The organism is Domibacillus tundrae (assembly GCF_000970675.1).
Lineage (GTDB): Bacteria > Bacillota > Bacilli > Bacillales > Domibacillaceae > Domibacillus > Domibacillus tundrae.
Window position 1 is genome coordinate 254,656 of sequence record NZ_LAJA01000014.1, and the last position, 15,102, is coordinate 269,757.

The window sequence follows — 15,102 nt, forward strand, 5'->3', positions numbered from 1 at the left end:
GTTTCGTTAGTTTTTTGAAGCTTACAATCACTATAGACTGTGGTGGAACTACAGACTGTTTTCTACTATTATTTTAGAATTGGTGCTTTGCGATTTTCAGTAGCCTGTTCATAGCTATATGCTAATTTTATTAATTCTGGTTCAGAGTATGCCATCCCAGTGAATGTTACCCCAACTGGTTTATTGGCAGCAGTATAACCAGCAGGGACTGTAACAGATGGATATCCCGCTTTGGCTGCAATACCCGCTCCAGTAGTATTGGCAAACAGTAGGGCATCAAGGTCATGTGTTTTCATCACGGCGTCAATTCCCTCTGTCCGAGAAAGTCTTAAATCTTTTGCTCGATGTTCTAAATATGTAGGGTCATTTAAATCCCCAGTTCTCGCCTCTGCTTCTTCTAATCTTGTTTGTCCATATTTTAAAGCTGTACTTTCATTCGCTTTATTGAATTCGATAAGTTCCGAAAGAGAATGAACAGGAACATCATCTGAAAGATTTCCTAGATAAGCATTAAGGTCGCCTTTAAAATCATGTGACATAACAATAGAACTAAACTTGGATAGTTCAACTCTTGATGGGATTTCAACTGTGTCAATAATAATAGCGCCTTGCTTCTTCATTTCTTTAATCTCTTGGTTTATAATCTCTAATTCTTCTTTAGGTACAGAGGCTAAGTAATTTTTGTCAATTCCTATTTTTGCCCCTTTTAATCCTTTTTTATCTAAAAATTTTGTATAGTCTTTATAGGCTTTCCCTTTACTTTCTTTTGTCACTGGGTCTTTTTCATCCACACCTGTAAGTGCACCCAATAAAATAGCACTATCTGTTACAGTGCGCGTCATGGGTCCAGCTATATCTTGGCTGTGAGAAATAGGAATAATCCCACTACGGCTTATTAAGCCAACTGTAGGTTTGATTCCGACTAGTGAGTTATTAACAGCCGGACTGAGGATAGAGCCAGATGTTTCTGTCCCAATTCCTACAGCAGCAAAGTTTGCTGCAATTCCTGAACCAGTACCCGCACTGGAGCCTCCTGTTCCATGTATCCCAGGACCATACGGATTTAAGACTTGTCCACCTCTTGAACTATAACCACCAGGCATACCTGTTGTCATATAGTTCGCCCATTCGGTCATATTGGCTTTTCCTACAATGATAGCTCCTGCTTCACGGAGTTTTTTAGCAACAAATGAGTCTTCTTCTGCGTAGTTGTCTTTAAGCGCAATAGAACCAGCACTTGTATGCATTTTATCTGCCGTGTCGATATTATCTTTCACTAAAACAGGAATGCCATAAAGAGGTCCTACTTTGCCTTTCCTTTCCTCATCAAGTTCTTCTGCGATTTCTAGCGCTTCAGGGTTTACCTCTAGCACTGCATTAATTGCGGTTCCTTTTTTGTTGTATTTTTCAATTCTATCAAGATACATTTCTGTCAGTTCTTCAGAAGTTAATTTTCCAGATTGCATAGCTTTTTGCATTTCTTGAATTGTTGCCTCTTCCAATTCAAATCCTTTAGGAGCTTTTGCACTAGCATCAAACGAAGATAGGGACAATGTTAAAGTAGAAATCAAAGCGGTTGTAGACAAAACCTTCGTTACTTTACTCATTTTCGTTTTCATTTACCGTCTCCTTAATGGTTTGACAGATTAAACTAATAATCTTTGCCGTGTATTTTAATTACATTTATTAGTTTATATGCTTAATTATGATTTTATCTAATTTATGTAAGATTTTTTAACATGTTTTTAAAAAAAGAATTCTAAAACAGAAATAGAATTGTTACATAGAATTAGAATTCTATGCAATAAATAAGCTATGTTGAATAATCAATCAGCAAAGGAGCAATTACCTTTGATAAAAGCAGAATTAAAAAAACGTGGTGTATCGGTTTGATGGTCATCGTTTTTTAACAGAGACATCCATGCTAATAAAAATTCGCACCATGGCGCATGAAAAAAAGCAATCTTGGCTAAAGAATAATGGCAGTGATTGTTACTAGAGGTCGATTAGGCTTGATGTCTATGAACTCGTAACAGAGACGGACCCCGGTAAGCAAGTGTACCATGTTTTGTCGCTCTCTTTTGAGAAGCACGAAGGGTAGATTACACGATAAGCTTCCGTTTAATAATCACTGCCCATCTTAAATAAGCAGGTGATTTTATGGAGGTCATGAGTGAGTTTGTTTGTGGCATGGATGTCCACAAGAATTCAATTACTGCTTGTGTTCTAACTCCTAAGAAAAAAGAAGTTCGTACCTTCGGTACGATGACAGATGATCTTCTTCTGCTTGTAGACTGGATTCAATCTTATGGCTGTACTCATGTAGCGATGGAAAGTACGGGTGTTTACTGGAAGCCGATTTATAACCTCTTAGAACTTGAACCGTCTCTTAAAACCTATGTTGTAAATGCCCAGCACATTAAGCAGGTGCCTGGCCGTAAAACGGATGTTAAGGATGCCGAATGGATTGCGGACCTTCTAAAACATGGTTTGTTAAAGCCCAGCTATATCCCGAGCCGAGAACAGCGGGAATTGCGGGAACTTGTTCGTTATCGCAGGAGCCTCATTGATGAACGAGCCCGTGAGTCCAATCGGATCCAAAAGGTTCTGGAAGGAGCGAACATTAAACTCGGTTCCGTTGCGACAGATATTTTGGGTGTTTCAGGAAGGTTGATGATTCGTCAGCTTATTGACGGCGAAGCGAATCCAGAAATGCTTGCCCAACTCGCAAAAAAACAATTACGAAAGAAGATGGAGCTGCTCCGGCGTTCTTTAAACGGTTTAATCGGCAGCCATCAACGATTTATGCTTAAGAGCCAGCTTAATCATATCGAGTACCTCGAGAACCAGATAAAGGAATTGGATCAAGAGATTGGAGACCGATTACAGTCAGCAAATAGGGAACTTGAACTTTTAGATTCAATTCCCGGGATCGGAATACAGACTGCCCAACAAATAATAGCTGAAGTTGGTCTTGACATGACAAGATTTCAAAGTGCAGCCCATTTGGCTTCCTGGGCTGGCATGGCACCCGGTCAAAACGAGAGTGCCGGTAAAAAAAACCGGCCCGCACAAGGGATGGCAATAAATATCTAAGAAGTTCACTGGTTGAAGCAGCTGCCAGTGCCATACGCAAAAAAGATAGCTATTTAGCTGCAAAATACTATCGATTAAAAAGAAGACGTGGAACTAAAAAGGCAAGAGTAGCCATTGCCCATCAAATTTTAGTCATTGCTTACCACCTTTTAACCAAAGATGAACTTTATAAGGAGTTCGGTTCAAGTCATTACGAGCAGAAATCAATTGAAGTAAAGAAGAAAAAAGCAATTAAACACTTAGCAAGTTTAGGTTACGAAGTTACCTTAACAACAAAAATGGCTTAATCCTAAAAAACTTTAATAAACGGCCATGAGGGATTTTAAAAAAATGAAATGGGATCCCTTAATTTTGTGTTGCCTTTTTTAGAAGTATATTTTCAGGGTAGCTTTTTCCAAAAATGTTATAAATAGATTTTTTTCACTTCCTCCTTGCTTTAGGAACGTTTGTTCTTGTAAAATAGATTTAAGGAAGGAGGGGATGTTTTGAATGCAGATGACGAGAGATTTTGTCATTACTGCTTCACTCAAAGAGGAAATTTATACCCTTTGCATGATTGGCGGAGAACAGGCTTTGTAATCCATTTCTGTTGGGAACACTATACAGAAGTGAAAGCGTTTCAAGAGGGGCAAAAGCGACGATTTCTCAATTATTTTAAAGACCTCGACATCAATATTGAAGAGAAGTAAATTTAACAGCAAGCATTGCAAAGGCGGTTTTTAGATGAAGAAAGCCATTAACCTTCTTGCAACAGCAAAATTCGCAGCAGAAGAATTTATGAACTATCGCCTCCAAAGCATTATGGACAATCAGTATGCGCCCAGCGAAATTCATCTATTCATGATGAATGCAGCCGATTATTTAGACTACAGCACAGCCATTGCTACGCTAGAACAGAGAGACATTGAAAAAGAAAAACAACATGTGAAAGTGTTAGCTGATGTACTACTCATGAAGGGCCAGCAGGAAGAAAGACTTGTGATTATGCTCGTCGCTTTCCGCGAAAGCGTAGAAGAAAACACCATTGAACAATTTTTAAAACAACACTTCAAAGACCGGATTTGATTGTTTTAAAAGAAGACGGCATATTTCTACATCCGTCTTCTTTGCCCCATCGTGACGCCGGGATTCTGTTCAACCTAAAGGAGCTGGGACGAATGAAGAAAGAGGTAATCGAAAATTACAGGACGGCCAGTGAGCTTCTTGAAGCTAGCATACAATAATTAAAACGAGAAAATGAAAACGCTATAAGGCAAGCTTTAGAGCTTGTAAACAAAACCAACAAGCCTGGGGGAAATCAAAAGGAGAAACTAGTATGCTGACACCGCAAAGAGACGGCAAGAAACTTACGTATAATGACCTCGAAACGATGCCTGAAAAAATAGAACTGTTTAGCGGGAAGCTGGACGGTGCTCAGGACATGCTGAACCTCTGCCTATACAACCTCGGGCTGGAGCAGTTTGTGAACGGACTGCCGGAGGAATCAAAAGAGATTTTAAAAGCACTACTGGAGGAAAAAGAAGGCCAAAATAGTAGGCTGCCGATAGCCAGGCATAATGAGGGTTTTGCTCCTTTGAAAAAGCTGGTGACAGACGAACCCAAGAAGGGCTAAAAACCCTCCCTTTTCCGAAAAAAAGAGAGGATTAAATGAGCCTGTCAGGACTTTTTTGTATTCTTTTTGTACGTTGGAGTTGCGAGGTTAGTAAAAGCAAGGATAAAAGCTACTCCTATGGCAAGCCCAAACTCTTCAAGTCGATAGCCCTGATGGGCAATGAAGAAATCATATAGGTAAAGTGTGATGGAAAAAGTGGCGAACCAAACCACAAAAGTCTTAATTCTTTTTTTCATAGATTGTTTCATCTGTAGTCCTCTCAGGTGATGTCTTGCTATTTCTTCATTATTTCATCTTCTGCAGGGCGTGTAAATACCAATAATGCGTCTCGAATAGCCCTTTTTTATGCAGGATTTTATGCATGATTCCAGCCGTTTCCGGGGCAGGAAAGGCCGGAAAATCAAGGCTGCATAAAATCCTGCATATCCGCTTTGGCTGAAAAGCGCTGAAAAGACGATAAGGACAGGCGTTCAAGAGAGCGAACGACTGGTGACTCTGGGTGTTATGTCAACTTGGATACATAAAAATTCATTTTCAAATCTGCCTAAGGAGGTAAGAAAATGCCTTTCACTTTTCTAGAAGGCAAGCGTGTTTACTATGACGAGAGTACCCATATGGAATGCGCGAATTGTCATCGGATTTCTCCCGAAAAAACAGTGTAAGTACATGGGGCATGACAGGAAGTGCGCGAAATGTGGGAGTTGTATAGACTGCGTAAAGTACGAGAGCCAGGTTGAATGGTATGAAGAGGTATACAATGACGTGGATTATTATCTTGAATACCTTGAGGATTACGGTTTTCCGCCTAAAATCGAAAGGCCAGAAGACCGCATACTTCGGCGGCCGTTCAACTCGGTCATCCTAACTGCGGATTTTGGCAAGTCCTGACGTTACGGCAGGACGGTCCCGGCGTTACGCCGGGATGCTGGTTTTCAACGTTTCATTTGCAATATCAAATGTGTACTCGATATACTAAGAAAGACAACGATACGGGAATATCGTTGCCTTCGAAGTAACCAGGCTTTCAGGGTTTGGTTCATCGCACATATCATTTTTTCGAACGAGAACGGCCACCTTTTTTTGCTTTTGCGGGCGTGGAGGTGGCTTATTTTTTTAGTTTCTGATATTCAACATTACATTTGTAACATTGAATCTTAAAATTACATTTGTAACGTTGAATATCGGAAACACTTTAACAACATCCCGGCGTTTGACCGGGATGTTGTTTTTAAAGCTCTTTGGTTAGTTCTTGATATTCTTCATCTGTATAAAAGCGGAAAAAGTATCGTATGTCTTTTTCTGGCTCATAATTTATCTCGCGCAGTCTTCGAATTATGTCCTGGTGCCTCGTGCGGGTGAATTGCTTTGCTGCTTTTAGTATAAGTCGAGTCGCTATGCCTTGCGTAGAGACTTCTTCTTCCGGCGCCTCTTGGATTTCTTGGACAATTTCTTGAACGAGCGATTTCTCGAAACGTGTCTCTTCCATTATCTCCTGGACAGTTTTCCCATTTCTATAAAGCGGAAAAACCTCAAAGACACGGCCATTTATTCCTTTTCTCATCGAATCAAAAAGTTCCATGCCGCTTTCATTTATATAATGGAAATATATCCCGGCGTACAATTTTTCTGCTCGTTTTCTTCGTGCTTCTTCATCGAGGATAGCTATTCCTCTGCTAAACTGCTCTGCCATAGCGTTTTCTGAAATAGAAAAGAACGCGTCCATAATTTTTGATACATGCGCACCCTTTAAGCCTGTCTTTCGGCTGATTTCCGATGCTGTTTTTCCTTCTCTGGTGAGGTCGATAGCAAAAAGGATGGATTCAAACACTTCTTCTTGCAGTTCTTTATCACGCTCTTCATGAAGCTCCCTAAGAAGTCTTCGGTTCTCAGCTAGGTCACCCATTTTCAATACCTCCACATTTGTTTTAGCGATTGGATGGGGCGGCAAACAGGTTGTAGACAGTCCTGTGTAAGAGCCTGACGACCCTTGGGTTACGGTGGGATGCTGCCCTTAAATATCTTTGGTTATGCTTTGATATTCTGCCTCTGTGATTTCGGGAAAAACTTCGCGTATGGTCTTTTCCGGTACATTCATTTTCACCAGTCTTCTTATTACATTTTGTCTTTCTTCTCTTATCGCATCTTGTACCACTATTGAGAAATATTCATCTTGAAATTTCTTAAGCATCTTTCGGTTCTCGGCTAGGTCACCCATTTTACATACCCCCCACTCGCATTATTTTGATTCAGCTACAGACAAAGGGAGAAGCAAAGTTATTATTTCTTTATTATAACGCCTTTAATTAAAACAATTTAACAATAAATAAAAGAGAAGCCTAAGGCTCCTCTTTATCTCTTAGAGTGGAGGAAGCCATTGAACTGTTAAATGAAATATATTGAAATCTAAGATTTGATAATAAGGTTTCTGAATTGTATAATAAATTTGTCGATAACCGAATGTTTGTTTTGTTTAGAATTGTTTTAATTTCGCATTTAGTAAAGAAAAGGGGTATTTTATGGCGAATTTACAATCCGAATTTATTAGTTTTCATGATGCAATTAGGCTCGATTATGATGACAATAAAGAATTGAGGGAAAAACGTGACGAGCTAATGGATATCTTAAAGGAACATATATCGGATGACGCTGGTTCATACAGTAGATTCCATCAAGGAAGTTATGCCATGTACACGGGTATCAAGTCTTTAGATGGGGGAGACTATGATATTGATGTTGGCATCATTTTTCATGTGAACAAAGAGGATTATCCAAACCCTGTAACGGTAAAAAAATGGGTCTATAATGCTCTTTGTGAAAAATACAATAATGTAGAAATGAAAAAGCCCTGTGTAACGGTTAAGTTTGAATCTGAAAATGAAGGCGATAGAAATTACCATGTTGATTTTGCAGTTTATATTGATGGAAAAGACAGTAATGACACTATCCATCATGCAAAAGGAAAATTGCACAGTACTTCAGAGGAACGTTGCTGGGATGAAGCAGACCCAAAAGAATTGGTAAATAAAATTAAGAATCATAGTTCCGATGCTAAAGATAGAGAACAGTTTAGGCGCATTATTCGTTATTTGAAGCGTTGGAAAGACATTAAATTTAAAGGACAGGTTAATCGACCGTCTGGTATCGGTTTAACAGTGGCAGGATTGACTTATTTTGAGTCCGTCTATACACAAGATTATTTCTCTGGCTCTGACACAAGGTATTATAACGATTTAGATGCCTTGGAAAAATTTGTTCAAAATATGATATATGGGTTTAGATATGTTTGGAATAGTGAAACTGCTGTTTCAGAAGAAAGACTTCGAGTGGAACTTCCTACTCCAACATACAATGATATATATGAAAAAATGAGCGCTGGACAAATGAGCAGTTTTAAAGAAAAACTACAAAATTTTCTGGATAAAATTCGGGAGGCACAAGAAGAAACAGACCCCGTAGAGGCCGCAAAAATTATGAAAAAAGAATTTGGGGATGATTTTCCCGTTCCAGAAGAGTCAGCAACGGCAGAACGAAAAGGGGCCCCTATCCTTTCAGACACATCATCAGCTTGAGGTGAATGCATGCTAAAACAACAAGATAAAGAAAACTACTTTGGACTTGAAGGGTTGTTGTCTTCGTTAAAGCAAATATCTTCTATTCATTCAAGCAACAGAGGACCCTTTCAAGCTGTGTTTGAAGGGGTTCATGATGTTGAAGGAAAAGAAGTTATCATTCAAGTAGCATTACCGGAGCGCTTTCCAACTGAAAAACCGATGCTATTTTTAAAAGACCCTAAAAGTTTAGGCTTTTTGCCACACTTAGAAAAAGATGGGTTTATTTGTTATTCTCATGATGAGGGGTTATTATTGGACGAAAGCAACCCCTCTGGTATTGTAAAAGAAGCATTTAAACGGGCGGATAAAACGTTAAAAGATGGATTAAACCAAGAAAATGATGACGAATTTTTAAATGAGTTCGAGGTTCTTTGGTCCAGACAAGAAAATAAGAGAGAAGTTGACTGCTTATTTTCTCCTGGTGATACTTTTGAGGAAGTACGTGTGTTATTGGATGAGTCATCTAATAAAACTATCATTGTTAATAAACAGGATGAAAAGACAAGCAGGCATTTGAATGTATTTTATAAAAGGAATGTAGAAAAGGAATTTTCTCTGTATAAAGGCATACATATTCCATTCAGAAAAAATTCAAAGGTAAAACCACCGACTTACTGGAGTTTTTGGTCAATGAAGCAATTAAGGGAAATTGTATCCCGTAATATTACCAGCTCTACGAAAAAACAACTTCAATCTCATTTGGCTAAAATGAAAATAAAGAATCAGGATAAACTCTTCCTTTTCTTCTCTATACCTATACGAGAGGGAGAACGTGTATTTTTTGGTGTTCTTCTTGAAAATTTCAAACGAAAAAAACACCTTAAAACGCCTTATCCTTTTAGCCATCCACTTAAGAAAATTCAATGTTCTTTCTCAATGATTCCATTATCGGTAAAACGGCACAACCAAGAATATCTTTTAAATAGAACTCAAGGCCAAAATCAGTTAATGGGGAAAAAAGCTGTACTGTTGGGGCTGGGTTCCTTGGGAAGTAGAATTGCGATGGAGTTAGCAAGAGCTGGGGTCACTTCCTTTTTATTTGTGGATAACGATGTTATAGATATAGATAATATTTATCGTCACGAATTAGGGGGGAACAGTTTATATGTCCGCTCAAACGATAAGTACTTTAAAATGTCAAAAACAGAAGCAATGAAAAGAAAGTTATTGGAACAATTCCCGTCTTTAGATATTGATTACGAAATGACTGATGTGTTAGAACTTTCAGAAGAAGAAAAACAGAACATTTTAAATTCGGATATTATTATTTCCGCTTTAGGTTCGTCTACAGTTGAATTGGCACTAAACAAGGAGTTTTACGGCAGAAAAGATTCTCCGCCGGTTCTTTATACTTGGATAGACCCAATGGGTTTAGGTGGCCATGCGTTGCTTACTAACAATAAAAGCAAAAAAGGGTGCTTTCGATGTTTATTTACACACATTCAAGACAATAGCATTCTAATCCCTAATAGGGCTTCTTTTGCGGCTCCGAATGAAGTGTTTATAAAAACAATAGCTGGATGTGATTCTGTGTTTACTCCTTACGGGTCGCTTGATGCTTTACAAACTGCCGTCTTAGCAAGTCGTCTGGCAGTTAAATCACTTCAGGGAAAAGAAATCGGAAATCCGCTTCTTTCTTGGAAAGGGGAAGCAGATGATGTATTGGCTTATGGAAAAGCAGTAAGTACAAGATATTCATTTACAACTGAGCAGCTATATGAAAGCAGATATAAATATCAAGTTGAAAACTGTCCTGTTTGTGGAAGCGGGTGAAAAGATGAAATACAAGTTGGCCTCACAGGGAATAATTAAATTAAGTGATGCTGTCCTTTCAGTTTTTAATGAGTACCGTCAACTAGAAAAAGGCGATGCAGAAGCGGGAGGCACTTTATTAGGACGTTTTATTCTCGAATCCTCTGATATAGTAATTGACAAAGTTACTGTTCCAATGGAAAGGGACATTCGAAAACGATGTTATTTTAAAAGAAATAGAGAGGACCACCAAAAAGTCGTTTACTCTATATGGGAAGAAAGCCGGGGAACCTGCAACTATCTAGGTGAGTGGCACACTCATCCAGAGCCTCACCCTACTCCATCAAGCCATGATTTAAAAGAGTGGGAGAAGGTTCTTGAAAATACTGTTTATGATGCAGAAGAGTTGTTCTTTCTTATTATTGGAACAAAATCTATTGGTGTATGGGTTGGAAACAAAGCTAGTTTAAAAATAAAAAAACTGACAAGGTGTTGATGATATGAGCCGAGATGCATTTAAATTATCTACAGCAGATGACAGAGACTTGTGGGTTAAAAGTGGCGGGTTGTGTGCAAAATGTAAAAAGCCATTAATATTAAATGATATTGAGAAAAAAGTCAGTATTGGAGAAAGAGCCCATATTATTGGAAAAGGAACAGGCAAAAACGCACCTAGAAGGGAATATGCAGAAGAATACGGTATTAATGAGGAAAATATAGATTCAATTGAAAATCTTATGCTCATGTGCAGCGCCTGTCACCATACGATTGACACGAATGTCAAAGCCTATCCGCCGGATGATTTGTTCGAAATGAAAAAAAGACATGAAGAATGGGTGGCAAAGCGTCTCGCTCAAAATAACCAGGCCATAGCAGTTTTGCACAAAAGAAAAAACAGTATTCCGGTTGATTCTATTCTTCTTGCGGATGAAATTGATATTGCTTTATTAGATGCGGTTTCTCTTCAAGATGAAATGACGGACTTTTCTCTAGAGGGATGGGAGCAAGCAAAGCGTGACAATGAAGAATTCTTTAAAAAAATTCTAAAAACCAAAGGGCAATACCCTGGTACTAAGCTTTGTATTTTTTCTTTATCCCCTATTCCATTGTTAATACATTTAGGAAAATTAATATCAGATACTATTGGAGTCGTAGTATATCAATTTGACAGAGATACTCAACAATGGTGTTTAGAAGATAAAAACCCGCTTGGAAAACGCCATATTCCTAAGGCTACATTGCCGGCAGGAAAATTGAATGAAACTTTAGTTGTTACAATTCAGGTAAGTGGAGTAATTAGGGAAGAAGATGTAAAACAAGCCATTGGTTCATCAAATTACGATTTATTAGATATCAGCATAGATAACCCGAAATTAAATTCAGTATTATATAAAGAAGATATAGAGGAAATTAGAAAACTCTTCCGTGAAAAGCTATACTGGCTAAACAACCATAATCGATACAATGAAATACATTTATTCTACTTCGGGCCTGCAGGTCTTGCGGTTGAAATTGGTCGGTCCATAAATGAAAGTATGCTTCCAGAAATTTATTTATATCAATATGGCGATAGGGGAAAACAAAAATATATAAAAACAATAAAAATTTAACGGCGTAAAAATTTGTTTTAAAAGAACCCGAAAAGTAAACTTGTTTAACGTTAGAAATATTACGTCTAACATTTTTTATATCAACTCTTTGGAAGAAAGAGCCAGACTTTTTCAAGTAATTAAATATCCGGAATAAACAAATGTAAATTGATGAATCCCTAAATGAGTTGTTTAGATGCGTACATGGCAACAGATTTGCTATCGAAAACCTGGTTGGATGTCCGTTCAATGTCGCTTCCTATGCGCTATTAACCCATCTAATTGCACACGAATGTGGTTTAGAGCCAGGGGAATTTGTTCACAGCATTGGGGATGCCCATATTTACTCTAACCATCTTGAGCAAGTAAAAGAGCAGTTATCGCGCGAACCGAGGGAATTACCGACTCTTACGATTAATCCAGAGAAGAAGTCATTATTTGATATTGAATTAGAAGACCTGAAAATTGAAGGATACAAACCCGCATCCAGCTATTAAAGCTCCAATTGCGGTGTGATGACTGAGAAGGCAGAACATGCTCTATGTTCTGCCTTTTTTGTGTTTGAAGATAGATACATAAAATACATCCGAAGTTAATTATTTGGTAAATACAATCAATTTAAGGAGGTTAAATGAAAAGAAAAATTAGGGATTTGTAGACATTACCTATTTTCATCATTTTTTATTTAATTTTCGGCTGTGTTAATTTTTAATATTGATAATTGGACAAAACAAAGGAAAACCAAGATGCTAAGGTTTCCTTCAGCTTTGTTGTATTTGCAAATCATTTCTCTGTGATTTCACTAATTTTTTATTGAAAAATGGCTTTGTTAAACGCTGGGGTTGATTTTTCTCAGAATGCAGTAATTTAGGCAGTTGACCGAAACTGTTACACAAAAGGCTTTTCGATAACTGACTTAAAAGAAAGGCTCAAAAACATTTTAATTTTCTTGTTAAACCAATGGGGAGAGGTTAGCTTAATAAGAAAAACGGAGAAATGAAATCTAGAGTTACCACTTGTAAAATTTACCTTTATTTGTTAGGGTTAAGCATAGGAGATAGCTAGAAAGGGGATAAGATTTGAGATGTGGAAGAACTTGTAATGATTTGTAATTGGATATATTAGTATCTCGCTCTTTATTTAAGAGGGGTATTTGACTATCTACAATCTAACAAGGACTCTATGATTCGGACTCAACTCCTTTTTTGATAAAGGTTGGATGCTGTTTGTGTATCTGCCTTTTTATTTGAGAATAACTATATCTCCCGTTGACCTTATCAATATGTCCTTCATATGAAGGGGTATTTTAATGAATCATTTAAAAGAAAAAATTGCTATTATTACTGGAGCAAGTCGTGTTAAAGGTATCGGGGCGGCTATTTGTAGAGAGTTAGCCGAAACAGGGTATCATATATTTTTTACTTATTGGACTGATTATGATAAAGAAATGCCTTGGAGTATTGAATTAGACGAGCCAATGAAATTAAAAGAAGAATTAATACAAAAAGGTGTCAAGGCTTCCTGCATGGAACTAGACTTATCTAATCCTGATGCACCTCAACAACTGTTAAATGAAGTAATTGAGCAACTTGGTTATCCAGATATCCTAATTAATAATGCAGCATTCTCAACTAATACCGACTATTCTAACCTAGCTGCAGAAGAATTAGACAAGCATTATATGATTAATATTCGTGCAACAACACTTTTAAGTATTCAATTTGCTCGAAAATTTGACAAGAAATCTGGAGGAAGAATTGTCAATCTTACTTCAGGTCAATTTCAAGGACCAATGCCTGGTGAATTAGCGTATGCAACTACAAAAGGGGCAGTCGATGCCCTAACAATTACATTGTCGGCGGAACTTGCCCCCTTGGGGATAACAGTCAATGCAGTAAATCCAGGACCAACTGATACAGGATGGATGACAGAAACAATAAAGAGTGACCTAAAACCGTTGTTTCCTTTCGGCAGGATAGGTGAACCAAGAGATGTTGCAAAAACGATTAAGTTTCTGGTGAGTAATGAAGCTGATTGGATTACTGGCCAAATCATTCATTCCGAGGGTGGTTTTAGAAGATAAATTAAACAAAAAGTGCTTTAGTTTTTAGAGATTTTTATTGTTTTCTTAAACGCCCGTGTCAGAACGGGTTTCCTTACATCATCTGTGGTGAAGTGCTTTTGCTTCATGAATGGCTAACAGGTGCGTTAGTTCAAGAAATACCAAACAAAGGACCAAAAATGGTCCTTTTTCTTTTGATGAAGTATCAACATCATCGTTTACCACAGCCTAAAAAAAGATGGTTATTACTCAACAGTTCGTCCATAAGGGTCAGCTGCACTAATCTTGGCTTAGACAGCAATTGACTGATACTGTTGAGTAAAAGGCTTACTTAAAAGAAGGCTCATCTAAGGATAATATAGATTTTCTTGTTTAACTCCCATGAAAGAATAATAAATATTTCATCATCTGTGGTGTTACGAAGTGAGGCATGGATGGCTAACGGGGGCAAGAGTTTAAGAACCGGCTACTGTTCCAGTCGGTCTTTGTTCTTCCTCAACTAACGAGCAGGTTTGTTGAAGAACAAAGTCGAAAATTTATTATAGTGTTCTCTTATGTTAGTACAATAAAATGAGTGAGGTCGGTTCTAATATGATTATATCATTAAGGCAGTTCCGAACTAAATTCGACCGAATACAAAAGAACCGAAATACCCTTATCATTGGTATTGATGGTGCAAGTGCCTCTGGCAAAAGCACAATAGCGGATAAACTGAGGGAGTTGGATAATAGAATGGTCATTGTGCATATGGATGACTTTTATCGTCCTTCTGAAGAACAAAAAGCCATTAATTCAGAAGTTATCGGTGGGAAATTTGACTGGAAACGGGTATGTGAACAGGTTCTTACTCCTTTATCTCATAACAAATTCGGACGGTATCAGCGATACGATTGGGACACAGACCAAATGGCTGAATGGCACGATGTGCCGACAGGTGGAATCGTAATTATTGAAGGATGCTATTCAATTCGAAAAGAGTTGCTACCTCTTTATGATGTTCGAATTTGGATAGATAGTCCAAAGCAAACTAGCCTTGAAAGAGTTGTCCAAAGGGAGCAAGTTGGAACTGGCAATAGGTATTTCTGGGAAAATGTCTATCGTCCTGATGAAGAAAAATATATTGAGGTTCAAAGACCATGGGAACACGTAGACCTCATCATTGATGGTACTGGACAGAATGGTGACATTTCTATTTATGAAGTTAATGTAGTGTACGAGAGTGACAGATGGCTATGTCTTTAATGGTAATCACATTTTCTTGTTCAACTAATTGTGGTTTTGTGAAGTATTGTACTTAAAGTAACGGGGGCTTTAACTTACCAAAGGAGGTAGCTGCGGCACCTCCTTTTCTTATTGAATAAAAGGGGCAGCATTCCTGTT

The 15,102-nt window shown here is 38.0% G+C and carries 12 protein-coding genes and 2 pseudogenes; 10 read left to right on the top strand and 4 right to left on the bottom strand.

What is annotated here, in order from left to right; translation table 11 throughout:
- Positions 1-68: 68 nt before the first annotated feature.
- The gene (locus VQ00_RS13095; protein WP_281175932.1) at positions 69-1,619 is read right to left on the bottom strand and encodes an amidase family protein; all 1,551 of its coding nucleotides are present in this window, start codon (positions 1,617-1,619) and stop codon (positions 69-71) included.
- 541 nt (positions 1,620-2,160) lie between these two features.
- Here VQ00_RS13095 and VQ00_RS13100 point away from each other — a divergent pair.
- The 3 genes and pseudogenes from VQ00_RS13100 (at position 2,161) to VQ00_RS13115 (ending at position 4,708) form a co-directional block, all read left to right on the top strand.
- Positions 2,161-3,383, top strand: a pseudogene (locus VQ00_RS13100) (IS110 family RNA-guided transposase).
- Between the two features lie 436 nt (positions 3,384-3,819).
- On the top strand, positions 3,820-4,161 hold the full coding sequence (locus VQ00_RS13110) for a hypothetical protein (RefSeq protein WP_046180571.1): 342 nt from the start codon (positions 3,820-3,822) through the stop codon (positions 4,159-4,161).
- Positions 4,162-4,411: 250 nt separating this feature from the next.
- Positions 4,412-4,708: a hypothetical protein gene (locus tag VQ00_RS13115; RefSeq protein ID WP_046180572.1), complete on the top strand. Its 297-nt coding sequence runs from the start codon at positions 4,412-4,414 to the stop codon at positions 4,706-4,708.
- Positions 4,709-4,752: 44 nt separating this feature from the next.
- On the opposite strand, the gene VQ00_RS13120 is transcribed toward VQ00_RS13115, so the two are convergent.
- From VQ00_RS13120 to VQ00_RS13135, 3 genes are all read right to left on the bottom strand, one after another.
- Positions 4,753-4,956, bottom strand: a complete 204-nt coding sequence (locus VQ00_RS13120; RefSeq protein ID WP_046180573.1) for a hypothetical protein — start codon at positions 4,954-4,956, stop codon at positions 4,753-4,755.
- 980 nt (positions 4,957-5,936) lie between these two features.
- A complete protein-coding gene (locus VQ00_RS13130; RefSeq protein ID WP_156154066.1) occupies positions 5,937-6,617 on the bottom strand; it encodes a hypothetical protein in 681 nt (226 codons plus the stop codon).
- Between the two features lie 102 nt (positions 6,618-6,719).
- Positions 6,720-6,923, bottom strand: a complete 204-nt coding sequence (locus tag VQ00_RS13135; protein ID WP_046180576.1) for a hypothetical protein — start codon at positions 6,921-6,923, stop codon at positions 6,720-6,722.
- A 301-nt stretch (positions 6,924-7,224) separates the two neighbouring features.
- On the opposite strand from VQ00_RS13135, the gene VQ00_RS13140 reads away from it, so the two are divergent.
- The 7 genes and pseudogenes from VQ00_RS13140 (at position 7,225) to VQ00_RS13170 (ending at position 14,964) form a co-directional block, all read left to right on the top strand.
- On the top strand, positions 7,225-8,277 hold the full coding sequence (locus VQ00_RS13140; protein ID WP_046180577.1) for a nucleotidyltransferase domain-containing protein: 1,053 nt from the start codon (positions 7,225-7,227) through the stop codon (positions 8,275-8,277).
- Between the two features lie 9 nt (positions 8,278-8,286).
- Positions 8,287-10,092, top strand: coding sequence for an E2/UBC family protein (locus tag VQ00_RS13145; protein ID WP_046180578.1), 1,806 nt, complete (start codon positions 8,287-8,289; stop codon positions 10,090-10,092).
- A gap of 4 nt (positions 10,093-10,096) precedes the next feature.
- Positions 10,097-10,567 (top strand): Mov34/MPN/PAD-1 family protein, encoded by a 471-nt coding sequence (locus tag VQ00_RS13150; protein ID WP_046180579.1) that lies wholly within the window; start codon positions 10,097-10,099, stop codon positions 10,565-10,567.
- Between the two features lie 4 nt (positions 10,568-10,571).
- Positions 10,572-11,681, top strand: a complete 1,110-nt coding sequence (locus VQ00_RS13155; RefSeq protein WP_046180580.1) for an SAVED domain-containing protein — start codon at positions 10,572-10,574, stop codon at positions 11,679-11,681.
- A 212-nt stretch (positions 11,682-11,893) separates the two neighbouring features.
- Positions 11,894-12,176: pseudogene (gene thyA, locus VQ00_RS18185) on the top strand (thymidylate synthase); the annotation flags it as partial.
- 793 nt (positions 12,177-12,969) lie between these two features.
- Complete coding sequence (locus VQ00_RS13165; RefSeq protein WP_046180581.1) at positions 12,970-13,743, top strand: SDR family oxidoreductase; 774 nt, start codon at positions 12,970-12,972, stop codon at positions 13,741-13,743.
- 570 nt (positions 13,744-14,313) lie between these two features.
- Positions 14,314-14,964 (top strand): uridine kinase family protein, encoded by a 651-nt coding sequence (locus tag VQ00_RS13170; RefSeq protein ID WP_046180582.1) that lies wholly within the window; start codon positions 14,314-14,316, stop codon positions 14,962-14,964.
- Positions 14,965-15,102: the final 138 nt, after the last annotated feature.